At 69.3% G+C, this 17,246-nt stretch carries 16 protein-coding genes and 1 riboswitch; of the genes, 11 read left to right on the top strand and 5 right to left on the bottom strand.

Annotated features, from left to right (window positions below; translation table 11 throughout):
* Positions 1-63 precede the first annotated feature (63 nt).
* Positions 64-1,260 (bottom strand): quinolinate synthase NadA, encoded by a 1,197-nt coding sequence (nadA, locus tag OG710_RS06585; RefSeq protein WP_199563805.1) that lies wholly within the window; start codon positions 1,258-1,260, stop codon positions 64-66.
* A 234-nt stretch (positions 1,261-1,494) separates the two neighbouring features.
* Between nadA and OG710_RS06580 the strand changes: the two genes are divergently transcribed.
* Positions 1,495-1,851: an iron-sulfur cluster assembly accessory protein gene (locus OG710_RS06580; RefSeq protein WP_018103583.1), complete on the top strand. Its 357-nt coding sequence runs from the start codon at positions 1,495-1,497 to the stop codon at positions 1,849-1,851.
* Positions 1,852-1,965: 114 nt separating this feature from the next.
* Here the strand turns inward: OG710_RS06580 and OG710_RS06575 are convergent, their stop codons facing one another.
* Positions 1,966-3,417 (bottom strand): hypothetical protein, encoded by a 1,452-nt coding sequence (locus OG710_RS06575; RefSeq protein WP_330238479.1) that lies wholly within the window; start codon positions 3,415-3,417, stop codon positions 1,966-1,968.
* Positions 3,418-3,522: 105 nt separating this feature from the next.
* Positions 3,523-3,720: a hypothetical protein gene (locus OG710_RS06570; protein WP_330238478.1), complete on the bottom strand. Its 198-nt coding sequence runs from the start codon at positions 3,718-3,720 to the stop codon at positions 3,523-3,525.
* A 154-nt stretch (positions 3,721-3,874) separates the two neighbouring features.
* On the opposite strand from OG710_RS06570, the gene OG710_RS06565 reads away from it, so the two are divergent.
* Complete coding sequence (locus OG710_RS06565; protein ID WP_330238477.1) at positions 3,875-4,849, top strand: carbohydrate kinase family protein; 975 nt, start codon at positions 3,875-3,877, stop codon at positions 4,847-4,849.
* A 37-nt stretch (positions 4,850-4,886) separates the two neighbouring features.
* Here OG710_RS06565 and OG710_RS06560 read toward each other — a convergent pair whose 3' ends face one another.
* Positions 4,887-6,278, bottom strand: coding sequence for a cysteine desulfurase/sulfurtransferase TusA family protein (locus OG710_RS06560; protein ID WP_330238476.1), 1,392 nt, complete (start codon positions 6,276-6,278; stop codon positions 4,887-4,889).
* Between the two features lie 267 nt (positions 6,279-6,545).
* Here OG710_RS06560 and ctaC point away from each other — a divergent pair, with 267 nt between their 5' ends.
* The 4 genes from ctaC to OG710_RS06540 all read left to right on the top strand — a co-directional run bounded on the left by ctaC (position 6,546) and on the right by OG710_RS06540 (position 11,018).
* A complete protein-coding gene (gene ctaC, locus OG710_RS06555) occupies positions 6,546-7,508 on the top strand; it encodes an aa3-type cytochrome oxidase subunit II (RefSeq protein WP_330238475.1) in 963 nt (320 codons plus the stop codon).
* Positions 7,505-9,241, top strand: coding sequence for an aa3-type cytochrome oxidase subunit I (gene ctaD / locus OG710_RS06550; RefSeq protein WP_330238474.1), 1,737 nt, complete (start codon positions 7,505-7,507; stop codon positions 9,239-9,241). The genes ctaC and ctaD overlap by 4 nt, the downstream gene beginning before the upstream one ends.
* Complete coding sequence (locus tag OG710_RS06545) at positions 9,238-9,636, top strand: cytochrome c oxidase subunit 4 (protein ID WP_330238473.1); 399 nt, start codon at positions 9,238-9,240, stop codon at positions 9,634-9,636. Before ctaD ends, OG710_RS06545 begins: the two co-directional genes overlap by 4 nt.
* Positions 9,637-9,761: 125 nt before the next feature.
* Entirely contained in the window at positions 9,762-11,018 is a 1,257-nt protein-coding gene (locus tag OG710_RS06540; RefSeq protein WP_330238472.1) for a L,D-transpeptidase, read from the top strand.
* A gap of 36 nt (positions 11,019-11,054) precedes the next feature.
* Here OG710_RS06540 and OG710_RS06535 read toward each other — a convergent pair whose 3' ends face one another.
* Positions 11,055-11,456 carry a hypothetical protein gene (locus OG710_RS06535; RefSeq protein ID WP_111332519.1) on the bottom strand — a complete coding sequence of 134 codons (402 nt, stop codon included), beginning with the start codon at positions 11,454-11,456 and terminating at the stop codon, positions 11,055-11,057.
* Between the two features lie 210 nt (positions 11,457-11,666).
* Between OG710_RS06535 and ctaE the strand changes: the two genes are divergently transcribed.
* From ctaE to trpD, 5 genes are all read left to right on the top strand, one after another.
* Positions 11,667-12,278 (top strand): aa3-type cytochrome oxidase subunit III, encoded by a 612-nt coding sequence (gene ctaE / locus OG710_RS06530; RefSeq protein WP_111332521.1) that lies wholly within the window; start codon positions 11,667-11,669, stop codon positions 12,276-12,278.
* 62 nt (positions 12,279-12,340) lie between these two features.
* Positions 12,341-13,150 carry a cytochrome bc1 complex diheme cytochrome c subunit gene (qcrC, locus tag OG710_RS06525; RefSeq protein ID WP_330238471.1) on the top strand — a complete coding sequence of 270 codons (810 nt, stop codon included), beginning with the start codon at positions 12,341-12,343 and terminating at the stop codon, positions 13,148-13,150.
* Positions 13,147-14,205, top strand: coding sequence for a cytochrome bc1 complex Rieske iron-sulfur subunit (qcrA, locus tag OG710_RS06520; RefSeq protein ID WP_330238470.1), 1,059 nt, complete (start codon positions 13,147-13,149; stop codon positions 14,203-14,205). The genes qcrC and qcrA overlap by 4 nt, the downstream gene beginning before the upstream one ends.
* The gene (qcrB, locus tag OG710_RS06515) at positions 14,202-15,848 is read left to right on the top strand and encodes a cytochrome bc1 complex cytochrome b subunit (protein WP_330238469.1); all 1,647 of its coding nucleotides are present in this window, start codon (positions 14,202-14,204) and stop codon (positions 15,846-15,848) included. The genes qcrA and qcrB overlap by 4 nt, the downstream gene beginning before the upstream one ends.
* 123 nt (positions 15,849-15,971) lie before the next feature.
* Complete coding sequence (trpD, locus tag OG710_RS06510) at positions 15,972-17,036, top strand: anthranilate phosphoribosyltransferase (RefSeq protein ID WP_111332529.1); 1,065 nt, start codon at positions 15,972-15,974, stop codon at positions 17,034-17,036.
* A gap of 82 nt (positions 17,037-17,118) precedes the next feature.
* Positions 17,119-17,236: riboswitch (SAM riboswitch) on the top strand.
* Positions 17,237-17,246 lie beyond the last annotated feature (10 nt).

Here is a 17,246-nt window from a genome sequence, read left to right as displayed (position 1 = left end):
TCGGAGCCCCTTCGTCATACGGCGGACGGGCCGCAGCACGGCCGGCCGGCGGGCGGGCCGCCGCTACGGCAGTGCCAGCATCCGCTCCAGCGCCAGCTTCGCGTACTTCTCCGTCTCCGGGTCCACCACGATCCGGTTGACCGCCTTGCCCTCGGCGAGGGACTCCAGGGTCCACACCAGGTGCGGCAGGTCGATGCGGTTCATCGTGGAGCAGAAGCAGACCGTCTTGTCGAGGAAGACGATCTCCTTGCCCTCGGGAGCGAAACGGTTCGCCAGGCGGCGTACGAGGTTCAGTTCGGTGCCGATCGCCCACTTGGAGCCGGCCGGAGCCGCCTCCAGGGCCTTGATGATGTACTCCGTCGAGCCGACGTAGTCCGCGGCGGCCACGACCTCGTGCTTGCACTCGGGGTGCACCAGGACGTTGACGCCGGGTATGCGCTCGCGCACGTCGTTGACGGAGTCGACCGAGAAGCGGCCGTGCACCGAGCAGTGGCCGCGCCACAGGATCATCTTCGCGTTCCGCAGCTCCTCGGCGGTCAGCCCGCCGTTCGGCTTGTGCGGGTTGTAGAGGACGCAGTCCTCCAGGGACATGCCCATGTCGCGGACGGCGGTGTTGCGGCCCAGGTGCTGGTCGGGCAGGAAGAGGACCTTGTCCCCCTGCTCGAAGGCCCACTCCAGGGCGCGCTTCGCGTTGGACGACGTGCAGATCGTGCCGCCGTGCCGACCGGTGAACGCCTTGATGTCGGCCGAGGAGTTCATGTACGAGACGGGCACGACCTGCTCGGCGACGCCCGCGTCGGTCAGCACGTCCCAGCACTCGGCGACCTGCTCGGCGGTGGCCATGTCGGCCATCGAGCAGCCGGCCGCGAGGTCGGGCAGCACGACCTGCTGTGCGTCGTTGGTCAGGATGTCCGCCGACTCGGCCATGAAGTGCACACCGCAGAAGACGATGTACTCCGCCTCCGGGCGGGCCGCGGCGTCGCGCGCGAGCTTGAAGGAGTCACCGGTCACATCGGCGAACTGGATGACCTCGTCGCGCTGGTAGTGGTGCCCGAGGACGAAGACCTTCTCGCCCAGCTTCTCCTTGGCCGCGCGGGCCCGCTCCACCAGGTCCGGGTCGGACGGGGATGGCAGGTCGCCGGGGCACTCGACACCGCGCTCGCTCCGCGGGTCGGCGTCGCGGCCGAGCAGGAGCAGGGCCAGGGGTGTCGGCTGGACATCGAGATCCTGGACGGGGTGGGCCGTGGTCACGTCACGCACCCTTTCTTCTGCGGACTTCTCTGTGGAGAAAGCCTTTTCGTCTAATTGACGCTATCTATCATAGCCGCTTCACGTCACTTTGACGATGCCGAAAGCGTCAATGTGACGCATCCGCCCGCAGGGCGGGTGTGCGAGCATGAAGGGAACAGGCAAGCGCTCGGCCCGGAATGAATCCGCGGCCCCGACGGTTGCAACGTCGGCAAGCAGTCTCCGTACAAACCGGGAGAGAAGCAGATGTCCGTATCGGACGAGACCACCACCGTGAGCGACGGCATCCTCCTGTCCGACGCCGCCGCAGCCAAGGTCAAGGCCCTGCTGGAGCAGGAAGGCCGTGACGACCTGGCGCTTCGCGTCGCCGTTCAGCCCGGCGGCTGCTCGGGCCTGCGCTACCAGCTCTTCTTCGACGAGCGCTCCCTCGACGGCGACGTCGTCAAGGACTTCGACGGCGTCAAGGTCGTCACCGACCGCATGAGCGCCCCGTACCTGGGCGGCGCCTCGGTGGACTTCGTCGACACCATCGAGAAGCAGGGCTTCACCATCGACAACCCGAATGCCACGGGTTCCTGCGCCTGCGGCGACTCCTTCAGCTGACCCGCAGCCGAAGCGGCGGTGGCCCCGGGACTCCGGTCCCGGGGCCACCGCCGCTTCGTCATGCCGTGCGGCCGTACGCGTGCGTCGCGCCGTGCTGCCGTACGCGCCGGAGGTTCAGGCGCGCGGCACCACGGAGCCCGACTCCGCGTCGATCACCTTCCGCCCGTCCAGCGGTCGCTCCAGCGTGACCGTACGGGTCTGCTCCTTCGCGATCAGCACACAGACCTTGCCGGGGTCCTTCTTCTCCCGCACCGCCACCCGGACCTCGCCGCCGTTCTCGTCCGTGTCCACCGTGTACGTGGCGCACGCGCCGCCCCAGAACGTCACCGCCAGGGACCGTCCGTCCGCGCTGTACGACCGGACCGCGCGCGCCTTCGCCGTGGCGTCACCGTCCGGCGAGGTGCCCGGCGACGGCTCCCGAGCCAGGAGAGCCGGGTCCACCGCCACCTGCGTCACCGTGTCGCCCGCGCCGCCGGCCGGCTTCACCGAGAAGATCCAGGACGGCACGAGCACCTGCTCACCGCCCGTCGTGTGCGCGGCCAGCCCGAAGACCGCCTTCTCCACCGGCACCGTCGTCGCCGGACGCGGCTCACCGCTCTTCACCCCGCACCGGGCCCCGGAGGAATCCGTTCCGTTCTCCAGCGGAGCCGGCGAGGCACAGCCGCCGATCCCCCCGGCGGGGGCCTGCGCGGCGTTCAGCCGGTCCAGCGCCTCCTGCGCGCCGATCACCGGATAGGTGTCCCCCTTCTCCGGCGCCTTCAGCCGCCCCGAACCACCGACCACCGTGCCGTCCGGGCCGACCTGGAGACCGGTCGTCCAGCCGTACGTCGGCAGGCCGCCCACCACCGGATCGGCGTTCACCACCCGCGCGGAGCCCATCAGCTGACCGGCGTCGAGCGCCGCGCCGGACTGGCCCGCCGCCTTGAGCACCGGAGCGGCGGCGGCCTTCGCGGTCTTCTCGTCCACGGGCTGCCCGGAGCCGCCCGGCGCCACCTGGCCGCCCGAGCAGACGGGCCCCTTCTTGCAGTTGTCCGTGCCCCCGCTGCCGAACCGGGTGAAGGTCCAGGTGCCGGGCGCCTGCTTGTTCACCCGCAGCAGCGGACCCGAGCCGTCCCCGTCCGAGCCCACTTTCCAGTACGTGGCCTCCGACCGCGGGGTGCCCGGCAGGCCGAGCGCCTTCGCGAGGCGGGCCACGTCGGCGGCCGTGACCGCGCCCCCGGCGCGCCGGACGGCGGCCTCGTCCGGGCCGTCCGGCAGCTTCCCGGTCGCCCGGTAGACCACCCGGTCACCGCTCGGATCGGGCTCGCCGGGAGCGATGCCCCGCGGCGGCCCGGAGGGTTCGTCGAGCGGCACGTACACGCCGTCCAGCCGCAGCGGCGGGGGAGCGGCCGGATCACCGGCCGCCGAGGTCGTCCCCGGGCCGCCGTCGCCGCCGTCCGCCGCGGTCGCGGCCCAGTACGCGCCGCCGCCACCGGCCAGCAGGACGGCGGCCGCCACCGAGGCCGCGATCAGCGGGGAACGCCGCCGGGTGGTGGTCACGTCGTTGTCGGGTCGCTCGGTGCTCACCGGATCGCTCCTTCGCCTGCATCGCCGTCGTATGCCGGGCCGGCACACGGTCCGCCGCGCGGGGCGGACATGGCTGGGACGGAGCGGCGGGGCGCGCGGTTCCCGTCAGATCCCGTATTCGGCCGTCGCGTCGATCATCCGGGCCGAGGCGGGCGGTACGGTCACCCCGTTGATCAGGGCGGGTGCGACGCGGGCGGGGACGGTCCGGGCGGGCGCCGCCCAGTGCGGAGCCATCCGCGCGCAGTCTCCGCGCAGCTCGGCCAGACCCGACTCGGACTCGCGCGGGGCGATGTGGTTCGACATGATCGCACCGTAGGCACCTCGATGCCGGGGAAGAAAGCCCTACTATCGGGTAGTTTTTCCGCTTCGGGGTGTGGGCGAGCGGGTAGCGTGAGGTGTCACTCCACCCGAGGGACGCGGACACCCGTTCCCCCCGACCCCCGCAGGAGCAGTCTCCGTGCGTATCGCAGTCACCGGCTCCATCGCCACCGACCACCTCATGACCTTCCCCGGCCGCTTCGCCGACCAGCTGGTCGCGGACCAGCTGCACACGGTCTCCCTCTCCTTCCTGGTCGACAACCTGGACGTGCGCCGGGGAGGGGTCGCCGCCAACATCTGCTTCGGCATGGGCCTGCTCGGCACCCGGCCGATCCTGGTCGGCGCGGCCGGCTCGGACTTCGACGAGTACCGCGCCTGGCTCGACCGGCACGGCGTGGACACCGGCTCGGTGCGGATCTCCGAGGTCCTGCACACCGCCCGCTTCGTCTGCACCACCGACGCCGACCACAACCAGATCGGCTCCTTCTACACCGGCGCCATGAGCGAGGCCCGGCTCATCGAGCTGAAGGCCGTCGCCGACCGGGTGGGCGGCCTCGACCTCGTCTCCATCGGCGCGGACGACCCCGAGGGCATGCTCCGGCACACCGAGGAGTGCCGCACCCGCGGCATCCCGTTCGCCGCGGACTTCTCGCAGCAGATCGCCCGCATGGACGGCGACGAGATCCGCATCCTCCTCGAAGGCGCCACGTACCTCTTCTCCAACGAGTACGAGAAGGGGCTCATCGAGTCCAAGACCGGCTGGACCGACGAGGAGATCCTGGCCAAGGTCGGCCACCGGGTCACCACGCTCGGCGCACAGGGCGTGCGCATCGAGCGGGTCGGCGAGGAGCCCATCGAGGTCGGCTGCCCCGAGGAGAACGTCAAGGCCGACCCCACCGGCGTCGGCGACGCCTTCCGCGCCGGTTTCCTCTCCGGCCTCGCCTGGGGCGTCGGCCTGGAGCGGGCCGCCCAGGTCGGCTGCATGCTCGCCACGCTCGTCATCGAGACGGTCGGCACCCAGGAATACACCCTGCACCGCGCCCACTTCATGGACCGCTTCACCAAGGCGTACGGCCACGAGGCCGCCGCCGAGGTCCGTACGCACCTGGCCTGACGCGGCGGGCCCGGAGCACCGGGCCCGGAGCACCGTCTCAGGAGAGCCGGCGGACCACATGGGCCGCGCCCCGGTCCGCCGGCTCCTCGCCCACGTACTCCTGCTCCCGCATCGCGCACCAGGCGGGGATGTCGAGCCGGGCCGCCTCGTCGTCGGAGAGCACGGTCACCGTGGCGCCCACGGGCACCCCTCCGATCACCTTTGCGAGTTCGATCACCGGAACGGGGCACCGCTTGCCCAGTGTGTCGAGCACCAGCGAGTCGGCCGGCGCGGAGACCGGGGCGGGGGAGGGGGCCGCCGCGGGCGCCGCCAGCTTCTCGCGCACCCCGGCGACCAGACCCGGCAGCACGGCCAGGAAGCGGTCGACGTCCTCCTCCGAGGTGCCCGCCGGCAGCGAGACCCGCACGTTGCCCTCCGAGAGCACCCCCATCGCCTTGAGCACATGGCTCGGCGTCAGCGTGCTGCTGGTGCAGGACGAACCGGACGACACGGAGAAACCGGCCCGGTCCAGCTCCTGGAGCAGTGTCTCCCCGTCGACATAGAGACAGGAGAAGGTGAGCAGATGCGGCAGCCGCCGCACCGGGTCGCCGACCACCTCCACATCGGGCACCAGTTCGGGCACCCGGGTCCGCAGCCGGTCCACCAGCGCCCGCAGCCGCACCGACTCGGCGGCCGCCTCCGCCCGCACCGCCCGCAGCGACGCGGCCGCCGCGACGATCGCCGGCAGGTTCTCGAAGCCCGGCGCCCGCCCCGACTCCCGCTCGTCGGACGGCCCCCGGGGCGCGAACCGGACACCCTTGCGCACCGCGAGCAGCCCGACCCCGGCCGGCCCGCCCCACTTGTGCGCGCTGCCCGTCAGCAGTGACCAGCCCTCCGGTACCGGCCCCCAGGCCAGCGACTGGGCGGCGTCCACCAGCAGCGGCACCCCGGCCGACCGGCAGAGCGCGGCCACGTCGGCCACCGGCTGCTCGGTGCCGACCTCGTGGCTGGCCGACTGCAGACAGGCCAGCGCGGTGTCCTCGCGCAGCGCCTGCCCGTACGTCCCCGCGTCCACCGCCCCGGTCCGCTCCACCGGCACCCGGCTCACCGTGCCGCCCCGGTCCTCATGGTCCGCGGCGGAGTGGAGCACCGACGAGTGTTCGACCGCCGACACCACCAGATGGCGGCCGACACGCCGACGTCCCGCGAGCGCCCCGGAAATTCCGGCGTGCACCGCGCGGGTGCCCGAAGGAGTGAACGTCAGCTCGTCCGGGCGGCAGCCGACGCCCTCCGCGGCCGCCTCCCGCGCGGCGTCCAGCAGCAGCCGGGCGCGCCGCCCCTCGCGGTACAGCCGGGCCGGATCGGCCCAGCCCTCGTCCAGCGCGGCAAGCAGGGCCTGGCGGGCGACGGGATGCAGGGGGGCGGCGGACGCCGCGTCGAAGTAGGGCATCCGGCCACGCTAGCCCGCCCCCGCCCCCGGCCACGACCGGCCGGGCCGGGGGCGGGAGAGGGGGCGTCAGATGGCGGTCGGAGGCGCGAATTCCACCCCTTCGGGGAGTCGGGCGGCGCGTTGGGCACCCTCCCCGCGCGACCCCAAATGGCGTCCAGTAGGGTTTGGTCCGCATAAACATCCAAACCCCTGCCCGTACAGGGCCGGCGACCGACCAGCGACACGGCCGCGCCGACCGTGCGGGCGAGACTCTCGGGAAGGCGCTACGTGAGTCCCAACGGCTCCGACCGCTCGTCGCGGCGCCCGATGCGGCGGAAGCTGCCGCAGGTGCTGACTGCGGGCCTGATCCTGGCGACCGCCACCGGTTGCACGTACAAGGACTTCCCCCGCCTTGGAATGCCTACGCCGGTAACGGAAGAGGCCCCACGGATTCTTTCCCTCTGGCAGGGCTCGTGGGCGGCAGCGCTCGCCACGGGCGTGCTTGTCTGGGGTCTGATCCTGTGGAGCGTCATCTTCCACCGGCGCAGCCGCACCAAGGTGGAGGTACCTCCGCAGACCCGGTACAACATGCCCATCGAGGCGCTGTACACCGTGGTCCCCCTGATCATCGTCTCGGTGTTGTTCTACTTCACCGCACGGGACGAGACGAAGCTCCTCTCGCTCTCCGACAAGCCGGCCCACACCATCAACGTGGTCGGCTACCAGTGGAGCTGGGCCTTCAACTACATCGAGGACGTGGACGGCTCCGCCACCACGGGCAACGAGGTCCCCAAGGAACTCGATGCCATTCCGGACCGGTTCCAGAAGGCCTTCCCCAAGGGTGCCGACGGCGTGTACGACGCCGGCATTCCGGGAGACCGGAACCCCCAGACGGGCAACCCCGGCCCGACCCTGTGGCTGCCCAAGGGGGAGAAGGTCCGTTTCATCCTGACTTCGCGTGACGTCATCCACTCCTTCTGGGTGGTGCCGTTCCTCATGAAGCAGGACGTCATTCCGGGCCACACCAACGCCTTCGAGGTGACCGCCACCCAGGAGGGCACCTTCCTGGGCAAGTGCGCCGAGCTCTGCGGCGTCGACCACTCCCGGATGCTCTTCAACGTCAAGGTCGTCTCCCCGGAGCGCTACCAGGCGCACCTCAAGGAGCTGGCGGAGAAGGGTCAGACGGGCTACGTGCCGGCCGGCATCGAGCAGACTGACCCGGCCAGGAATGCGGAGACGAACAAACTGTGAGCATCCTCAACGAACCCCAGGGTGCCGCGCCAGCAGACGACTCGTACGAGGACGAACTGCCGGTCCGGCGCAAGCAGCCGGGAAACGTCGTCATCAAGTGGCTGACCACCACTGACCACAAGACGATCGGCACGATGTACCTGGTCACCTCGTTCGCGTTCTTCTGCATCGGCGGTCTGATGGCGCTCTTCATGCGCGCCGAGCTGGCCCGTCCGGGCACGCAGATCATGTCGAACGAGCAGTTCAACCAGGCGTTCACGATGCACGGCACGATCATGCTGCTGATGTTCGCGACGCCGCTGTTCGCCGGGTTCGCCAACTGGATCATGCCGCTGCAGATCGGCGCGCCCGACGTGGCGTTCCCGCGGCTGAACATGTTCGCGTACTGGCTGTACCTCTTCGGCTCGCTCATCGCGGTGGCCGGGTTCCTCACCCCCCAGGGTGCGGCCGACTTCGGCTGGTTCGCCTACGCCCCGCTCTCGGACGCCGTCCGCTCGCCGGGTGTCGGCGCCGACATGTGGATCATGGGCCTGACCTTCTCCGGGTTCGGTACGATCCTCGGTTCGGTCAACTTCATCACCACGATCATCTGCATGCGCGCGCCCGGCATGACGATGTTCCGCATGCCGATCTTCACCTGGAACGTCCTGCTGACCGGTGTGCTGGTCCTGCTGGCCTTCCCGGTCCTGGCGGCCGCGCTGTTCGCCCTGGAGGCGGACCGCAAGTTCGGTGCCCATATCTTCGACGCGGCCAATGGCGGCGCGCTGCTGTGGCAACACCTCTTCTGGTTCTTCGGCCATCCAGAGGTGTACATCATCGCCCTGCCGTTCTTCGGAATCATTTCCGAAGTCATCCCGGTATTCAGCCGCAAGCCGATGTTCGGATACATCGGCCTGGTGGCCGCGACGATTTCCATCGCCGGCCTCTCGGTGACCGTGTGGGCCCACCACATGTATGTCACCGGCGGTGTGCTCCTACCGTTCTTCTCCTTCATGACGTTCCTCATCGCGGTACCCACCGGGGTGAAGTTCTTCAACTGGATCGGAACGATGTGGAAGGGCTCGTTGTCCTTCGAGACACCGATGCTCTGGGCGATCGGCTTCCTGATCACCTTCACCTTCGGTGGTCTGACCGGTGTCATCCTGGCCTCGCCGCCGATGGACTTCCACGTCTCCGACTCGTACTTCGTGGTGGCGCACTTCCACTACGTGGTCTTCGGCACCGTGGTGTTCGCGATGTTCTCCGGTTTCCACTTCTGGTGGCCGAAGTTCACCGGCAAGATGCTGGACGAGCGGCTCGGCAAGATCACCTTCTGGACGCTGTTCATCGGCTTCCACGGCACGTTCCTGGTCCAGCACTGGCTGGGCGCGGAGGGCATGCCGCGGCGTTACGCGGACTACCTGGCCGCCGACGGCTTCACCGCGCTGAACACGATCTCGACGATCTCCTCGTTCCTGCTCGGCCTGTCGATCCTGCCGTTCTTCTACAACATCTGGAAGACCGCCAAGTACGGCAAGAAGATCGAGGTCGACGACCCGTGGGGCTACGGCCGCTCGCTGGAGTGGGCGACCTCCTGCCCGCCGCCCCGGCACAACTTCCTCACGCTGCCCCGCATCCGTTCGGAATCCCCGGCGTTCGACCTGCACCACCCGGAGATCACCGCGCTGGAGCAGCTCGACCACGCCGCCGATGACGACAAGGCCCTCGCCGGCGGCAAGGAGGCGGGCAAGTGAAGATCCAGGGCAAGATGTTCCTCGGCCTCTCGGTGTTCATGCTGGTCATGGCCATCACGTACGGGGTCTGGTCGAAGGAGCCGGTCGGTACCACCGCCCTGTTCCTCGCGTTCGGCCTGAGCATCATGGTCGGCTTCTACCTGGCCTTCACGGCCCGGCGGGTCGACGCCATGGCGCAGGACAACAAGGAAGCCGACGTGGCCGACGAGGCCGGCGAGGTGGGGTTCTTCTCCCCGCACAGCTGGCAGCCGCTCGGGCTGGCGATCGGCGGCGCGTTCGCCTTTCTGAGCATCGCCGTCGGCTGGTGGCTGATGTTCTTCTCGATGCCGATCATCCTGATCAGCATCTTCGGCTGGGTGTTCGAGTACTACCACGGTGAGAACCGCACCCAGTGAGGCCGCGAGGCCGTTAGCACACCGCTCCACCTGACGGGGGGCCGACACTTCCACCGCGAAGTGTCGGCCCCCCGTTTGCAGTCGTCCCGCGCGCTGAAACGGACGAATGTTCTTAGCGTGAGTTCATGAACCACACGCCGCGCATCCGTCCCGTAGTGAGCTGCACTCTGCTGGCCGCGACTCTGGTCGCCGGGGCGGCGGCCTGCGGGGATTCCGATGGTCACCCGCTCTCGGCCCAGCCGTTCGACGCGGCCGACGAGATCTCCTTCAACACGCCGGACGGCGGCAAGAAGGTCGACCCCGACAAACCGCTGGAGGTCCGGGTCGACGCCGACGACGGACGGATCACCGACGTCACGGCCGTGGACGCCGCAGGACGCCATCTGGCGGGCGAACTCGACGCGGACGGGCTCCGCTGGCACTCGACGGCTCCGCTGGCCGCAGGCACCCGTTACACCGTCAAAGTCCGCATGGAGGACGACGACGGGGCCCCGGGCACCCGCACGATGTCGTTCGACACGGCACGCGCCACCAAGTTCCTCAAGGTCACCTTCGGCCCCCGGGCGGGCACCTACGGCGTCGGGCAGCCGCTCACGGCCACGCTCAGCGCCCCGGTCACCGACAACGCCTCCCGCGCCACCGTCGAGCGCGGCCTCAAGGTGCGCTCCACGCCCGCGGTCACCGGGTCCTGGTACTGGGTCGACGACAAGACGCTGCACTACCGGCCCAAGGAGTACTGGCCGACGAAGGCCAGCATCGAGGTCAGCAGCAATCTCACCGGCATCAAGGTGACCAACGCGCTCTACGGGGCGCCCGCGAAGCCGCTGAAGATCACCACCGGCGACCGCATCGAAGCCGTCACCGACGCCGCCGAGCACGTCATGACCGTGCTCCGCAACGGGGAAGTGATCAACACCATTCCAGTCACCACCGGCAAACCGGGCTTCGACACGCGCAACGGCGTCAAGGTTGTACTGGAGAAGGAGTACCTCGTACGTATGCGCGGGGAGTCCATCGGCATCGCGGCCGGCTCGCCGGACTCGTACGACCTCGACGTCTACTACGCCACGCGGGTGACCTGGAGCGGCGAATACGTGCACGCGGCGCCCTGGTCCACCGGCTCGCAGGGCTACGCCAACGTGAGCCACGGCTGCACGGGCATGAGCACCGGCGAGGCCGAGTGGTTCTACAACACCGTGCGCAAGGGCGACATCGTCAGCGTCGTCGGCAGCGACGGCGAGACCATGACGCCCTTCGACAACGGCTACGGCGACTGGAACCTGTCCTGGGCCAAGTGGCAGCAGGGCAGCGCCCTGCACAACGACACCACGGCGCCGAAGGTCGACAAGGTGAGCGCGGCACGGCTGCGCCCCCGCGTCTGACGACCGGGGGCGCGCCGCACCGTACGCGGAGGGGGCTCAGGCCCCCACGGAGAGCCGGGAACGCAGCAGGGAGGCCAGGGAGTCGGCGAACTCCACCGGCTCCACCGGCAGCGTCACAGCGGCGTCCGCGCGGCTCCAGGTGGCCAGCCAGGCGTCCTGCGGGCGCCCGATGAGGACCAGGACCGGCGGGCAGCGGAAGATCTCGTCCTTGATCTGCCGGCAGACGCCCATGCCGCCCGCCGGGGCGGTCTCGCCGTCCAGCACGCAGACGTCCACGCCCCCGCGGTCCAGGGCCTCCAGGACGGCCGGCAGGGTGGCGCACTCCAGGAACTGCACCTGCGGCACGTCCGCGGCGGGCCTGCGCCCTGCTGCCAGCCTCACCTGCTCACGGGTGTGCGCGTTGTCGCTGTAGACCAGGACCGTGGCGGTCGGCTGCATGGTTCCTCCGTGACATCCGTGTCTTCGGGGCACTCGGGGCACCCGCCGTACGGGCACCCTCCGATGCGCGGATCGTACTCCGACCGACAGCGTGTCAGCACCGGTTCGTACCCGGCTTCCCTGGGCCGTTCGGGCAGGACACACACCCCTGACACACCGAACGGCACCCCCCGGAGTGAGGGCGGGATAAGCGACCGACATAATGTCGGCGTGGCGACAGCAACGACAGTAGATACCGGGCACGCGCACCCGTCGGTCAATCGACCGAACCTCACCAGCGTCGGAACCATCATCTGGTTGAGCTCCGAGCTGATGTTCTTCGCGGCCCTCTTCGCGATGTACTTCACCCTGCGATCGGTGACCGGACCAGAGCACTGGGAGGAAATGGCGTCCGCCCTGAACTTCCCGTTCGCGGCGACGAACACCACGATCCTGGTTCTCTCCTCACTCACCTGCCAGCTCGGCGTCTTCGCCGCGGAGCGGGGCGATGTGAAGAAGCTCCGTGCCTGGTTCGTGATCACTTTCGTGATGGGTTCGATCTTCATCGGAGGCCAGATCTTCGAGTACACGGAGCTGGTGAAGAAGGACGGCCTCTCGCTGTCCTCCGACCCGTACGGCTCGGTGTTCTACCTGACCACCGGCTTCCACGGTCTGCATGTGACAGGCGGTCTCATCGCCTTCCTGTTCGTCCTGGGCAGGACGTACGCGGCCAAGAGGTTCACCCATGACCAGGCGACCGCTGCCATCGTCGTGTCCTATTACTGGCACTTCGTCGATGTCGTGTGGATCGGCCTCTTCGCCACGATCTACATGATCAAGTAACCGGGCCCGAGCCCGAACCACATCCAGCATCGACGCAGAAGATCCTGACACCGGGGTAATCCGTGAAAAAGCTCTCCGCACGACGACGCCATCCGTTGGCGGCGGTCGTCGTACTACTCCTCGCGCTGGCGGCCACCGGGGGGCTGTACGCCGCGTTTGCGCCCGCGAGCAAGGCACAGGCCGACGACACCGCCCAGTCCCTCGCCATCGAAGAGGGCAAGAAGCTGTACTCCGTCGGTTGCGCCAGCTGCCACGGGACCGGCGGTCAGGGGACCACCGACGGGCCCCAGCTTGTCGGCGTGGGCTCCGCCGCCGTGGACTTCCAGGTCGGCACCGGCCGGATGCCCGCGCAGCAGCCGGGCGCCCAGGTGCCCAAGAAGAAGGTCATCTACAGCCAGGCCGAGATCGACCAGCTCGCGGCGTACGTCGCGTCGCTCGGCGCCGGTCCGGTCGTCCCGACCAAGAGCCAGGTCGACCCGGCGGGTGCGGACATCGCCAAGGGTGGCGAGCTCTTCCGCACCAACTGCGCGCAGTGCCACAACTTCACCGGCCGGGGCGGGGCCCTGACGGACGGCAAGTACGCGCCGGACCTGGAGGGCGTGAGCCCGAAGCATCTCTACGAGGCCATGGTCACCGGCCCGCAGAACATGCCGTCCTTCCCCGACTCGACGATGCCCGGGAAGCAGAAGCGGGACATCATCGCCTACGTCAAGACCGTCAACAGCTCCGACACGGCATCCCCCGGCGGCCTCAGCCTCGGTGGTCTGGGTCCGGTCAGCGAGGGTCTGTTCGGCTGGATCTTCGGCCTGGGTGGTCTGATCGCAATCGCCGTTTGGGTCGCGGCCCACACCGCTAAGGCCAAGAAGTCATGAGTAGCCAAGAGATTCCAGAAGAGAACCTGCCCGACGAGCAGGGCGACGCCGCGCACGACGCGGTGGCCAAGGCGCACGACGACCCGTTCGCCGATCCGGGACTGCCGGCCCACCGGCCGCGCATCCAGGACATCGACGAGCGGGCCGCGAAGCGCTCCGAGCGCACCGTCGCGCTGATGTTCCTGTTGTCCATGCTGGCGACGGTGGCGTTCATCGCCTCCTACGTCATCTTCCCGGTCGACAAGATCGTCTACATCTTCCCGATCGGGCACGTGAGCGCGCTCAACTTCTCCCTGGGTCTTTCCCTGGGGCTGGCGCTCTTCCTGATCGGCGCCGGTGCCGTCCACTGGGCGCGCACCCTGATGTCCGACGTCGAGGTCGCCGACGACCGGCACCCGATCGAGGCCTCTCCCGAGGTCAAGGCGAAGGTCCTGTCCGACTTCGCCGACGGCGCCCGTGAGTCGGCGCTCGGCCGGCGCAAGCTGATCCGCAACACCATGTTCGGCGCGCTGGCCCTGGTGCCGCTCTCCGGTGTGGTGCTGCTGCGCGACCTGGGTCCGCTGCCGGAGGACAAGCTCCGCAAGACCCTGTGGGCCAAGGGCAAGCAGCTCGTCAACATGAACACCATGCAGCCGCTGCGTCCCGAGGACGTCGTCGTCGGTTCGCTCACCTTCGCCATGCCCGAGGGCCTGGAGGAGGACGCGCACGACTTCCAGACGCAGATCGCCAAGGCCGCGCTGATGATCGTCCGCATCGAGCCGGACGACATCAAGGACAAGCGCGAGCGCGAGTGGGCCCACGAGGGCATCGTGGCCTTCTCGAAGATCTGCACCCACGTCGGCTGCCCGATCAGCCTCTACGAGCAGCAGACGCACCACGTGCTCTGCCCGTGCCACCAGTCCACCTTCGACCTTGCCGACGGCGCCCGCGTCATCTTCGGTCCGGCCGGTCACGCCCTCCCGCAGCTGCGGATCGGCGTGAACAGCGAGGGCAACCTCGAAGCGCTCGGCGACTTCGAAGAGCCCGTCGGTCCTGCATTCTGGGAGCGCGGATGAGTACTGCGACGAACACACCCGACGCCCCCGCGTCGGGCAACCGCAAGGCGCCCGCCGGTGAGCGGGTGGCCGACTGGGCCGACGGCCGGCTGGGGATCTACTCCCTCGCCAAGGCCAACATGCGGAAGATCTTCCCGGACCACTGGTCCTTCATGCTCGGGGAGATCTGCCTCTACAGCTTCATCATCATCATCCTCACGGGTGTGTACCTGACGCTGTTCTTCGAGCCGAGCATGGCCGAGACCGTCTACCACGGCCCGTACGAGCCCATGCAGGGCATCCGGATGTCCGAGGCCTACGCCTCGACGCTGAACATCAGCTTCGACGTCCGCGGCGGTCTGCTCGTCCGGCAGATCCACCACTGGGCCGCGATCGTGTTCCTCGCGGGCATGTTCGTGCACATGTTCCGGGTGTTCTTCACCGGTGCGTACCGCAAGCCGCGCGAGATCAACTGGCTGTTCGGCTTCCTGCTGTTCGTCCTCGGCATGTTCACCGGCTTCACCGGTTACTCGCTGCCGGACGACCTGCTCTCGGGCACGGGTGTCCGCTTCACCCAGGGCGCGATCCTGGCGACGCCGATCGTCGGTACGTACATCTCGATGTTCCTGTTCGGCGGGGAGTTCCCCGGCCACGACATCATCGCGAGGTTCTACTCGATCCACATCCTGCTGCTGCCGGGCATCATGCTCGGGCTCGTGGTCGGCCACCTGATCCTGGTCTTCTACCACAAGCACACGCAGTTCGCGGGCCCCGGAAAGACGAACAAGAACGTCGTCGGCATGCCGCTGCTGCCGGTGTACATGGCGAAGGCCGGCGGGTTCTTCTTCCTGGTCTTCGGCTTCATCGCCATCATGGCGGCGGTCGCCACGATCAACCCGATCTGGTCGATCGGCCCGTACCGTCCCGACCAGGTGTCCACGGGCGCCCAGCCGGACTGGTACATGGGCTTCGCCGAGGGCTTCGTCCGCGTCATGCCGGGCTGGGAGATCAACCTGTGGGGCCACACGCTGGTCCTGGGCGTCTTCATCCCGCTGGTGCTGTTCGGCCTGGTCCTGGGTGTCCTGGCGCTCTGGCCGTTCATCGAGTCCTGGATCACCGGCGACAAGCGCGAGCACCACATCCTGGACAAGCCGCGCAACGCTCCGACCCGGACGGCGCTCGGTGTCTCCTGGGTGACGATCTACTTCGTCATGCTGGTCGGCGGCGGCAACGACATCTGGGCGACGCACTTCAGCCTCTCGCTGAACGCGATCAGCTGGTTCGTCCGCATCGCCTTCTTCGTCGGTCCGGTCGTGGCGTTCATCGTCACGCGGCGGATCTGCCTCGGCCTCCAGCGCCGCGACAAGGAGAAGGTGCTGCACGGCCGCGAGTCCGGGCTCATCAAGCGCCTGCCGCACGGTGAGTTCGTCGAGGTCCACGAGCCGCTGTCGCCGGAGATGCTGCACAAGCTCACCGCACACGAGCAGTACAAGCCGCTCGAGATCGGCCCCGAGGTCGACGAGAACGGTGTGCGGCGCAAGGTCTCCGCGCTCCAGAAGCTGCGGGCACGGCTCAGCAGGAGCCTGTACGGCGAGCACAGCCAGATCGCCAAGCCCACCGCCGAGGAGTACAAGGAGATCACCAGCGGCCACGGCCACCACTGATCACCCGTTCTGATCGCCACGGCGAGAGCCCCGTCCAGACCATGGACGGGGCTCTTTGCCGTCCCCGTCGCTCGATAGGGTGGACCCCGATCCCTATCGGCAGTGGACCCCCAGGAGCGGACCATGAACGTTGTGACCCCGGACGGCGGCGACAGCGTGGCGGCCCGCACCTGGCCCGGCGTGCTCGCCCCCCTGCTGCGCGGCGAGGACCTGAGCGCCGACGCCACCGCCTGGGCCATGGACCGCATCATGAGCGGCGAGGCCACCGACGCCCAGATCGCCGGCTTCGCGGTGGCCCTGCGCGCCAAGGGCGAGACGGTCACCGAGGTCACCGGCCTGGTCCGCGCGATGTACGAGCACGCCACGACCATCGAGGTGCCCGGCCGCACCGTGGACATCGTCGGCACCGGCGGCGACATGGCCAAGACCGTCAACATCTCCACCATGTCCGCCATCGTCCTGGCCGGGACCGGCGCCAAGGTCGTCAAGCACGGCAGCCGCTCCGCCTCGTCGGCCAGCGGATCGTCCGACGTCCTGGGCAAGCTGGGCGTCAACCTGGAGCTGACCCCGCGTCGTGTCGTGGAGGTGGCCGAGGAGGCGGGCATCACCTTCTGCTTCGCGGTGAAGTTCCACCCCGCCCTGCGCCACGCGGCCAAGGCGCGCTCGGAGCTGGGTGCGCCGACCACGTTCAACATCCTGGGCCCGCTCACCAACCCGGCCCGGGTGCGCTCGCAGGCGATCGGGGTGGCCGATCTGCGGATGGCCCCCATCGTCGCCGGGGTGCTCGCCGAGCGCGGCAACTCCGCCCTGGTCTTCCGGGGCGACGACGGGCTGGACGAGCTGACCACCACGGCGACCTCGCGGGTGTGGGTGGCGCGGGACGGCGCGGTGCGCGAGGAGTCCTTCGACCCGCGCGACGTGGGCATCGACCTGGTCCCGGTGGAGGCGCTGCGCGGCGCCGACGCCTCGTACAACGCCGATGTGGCCCGCCGGCTGCTGGCCGGGGAGACCGGGCCCGTACGGGACGCCGTGCTGCTCAACTCGGCGGCGGCGCTGGTCGCCCTGAACCCGGGCGAGGGCACGCTGACCGAGCAGATCCGGGCCGGTATGGCGCGGGCCGCCGAGGCCGTCGACTCCGGCGCCGCAGAACGCGCGCTGGAGCGCTGGGTGGTCGCCAGCAACGCCTGAGCGTACGGATGTGCGGCGGGGCGCAGTCCGGATCATGGACTGCGCCTTGCGCGTTCCCGTACATGTGGCAAGATACCGACCAGGTCATGAGTGACAGCGACTACGGCCCCGGCCCGCTGTCCGGCAACCCTCCGTCCGTGGCGGGGTGCCCCGGGTGAAGACCGGGCCGCAGGCAGCGAGGTCTGCGGCAAGCGCGGACCCCTCGACGTC

The organism is Streptomyces sp. NBC_00525 (genome assembly GCF_036346595.1).
Taxonomy (GTDB): domain Bacteria; phylum Actinomycetota; class Actinomycetes; order Streptomycetales; family Streptomycetaceae; genus Streptomyces.
The sequence above is the reverse complement of the archived record's forward strand: the minus strand, read 5'-3'. Positions and strand labels throughout refer to the sequence as shown.

Bases quoted from the DNA above. Each gene is read 5' to 3' on its own strand.
- OG710_RS06580 (WP_018103583.1), top strand. From the start codon at position 1,495: ATGTCCGTATCGGACGAGACCACCACCGTGAGCGACGGCATCCTCCTG.
- trpD (WP_111332529.1), top strand. From the start codon at position 15,972: ATGAACGTTGTGACCCCGGACGGCGGCGACAGCGTGGCGGCCCGCACC.
- OG710_RS06540 (WP_330238472.1), top strand. From the start codon at position 9,762: ATGAACCACACGCCGCGCATCCGTCCCGTAGTGAGCTGCACTCTGCTG.
- qcrB (WP_330238469.1), top strand. From the start codon at position 14,202: ATGAGTACTGCGACGAACACACCCGACGCCCCCGCGTCGGGCAACCGC.
- OG710_RS06560 (WP_330238476.1), bottom strand. From the start codon at position 6,278: ATGCCCTACTTCGACGCGGCGTCCGCCGCCCCCCTGCATCCCGTCGCC.
- qcrA (WP_330238470.1), top strand. From the start codon at position 13,147: ATGAGTAGCCAAGAGATTCCAGAAGAGAACCTGCCCGACGAGCAGGGC.
- OG710_RS06535 (WP_111332519.1), bottom strand. From the start codon at position 11,456: ATGCAGCCGACCGCCACGGTCCTGGTCTACAGCGACAACGCGCACACC.
- OG710_RS06570 (WP_330238478.1), bottom strand. From the start codon at position 3,720: ATGTCGAACCACATCGCCCCGCGCGAGTCCGAGTCGGGTCTGGCCGAG.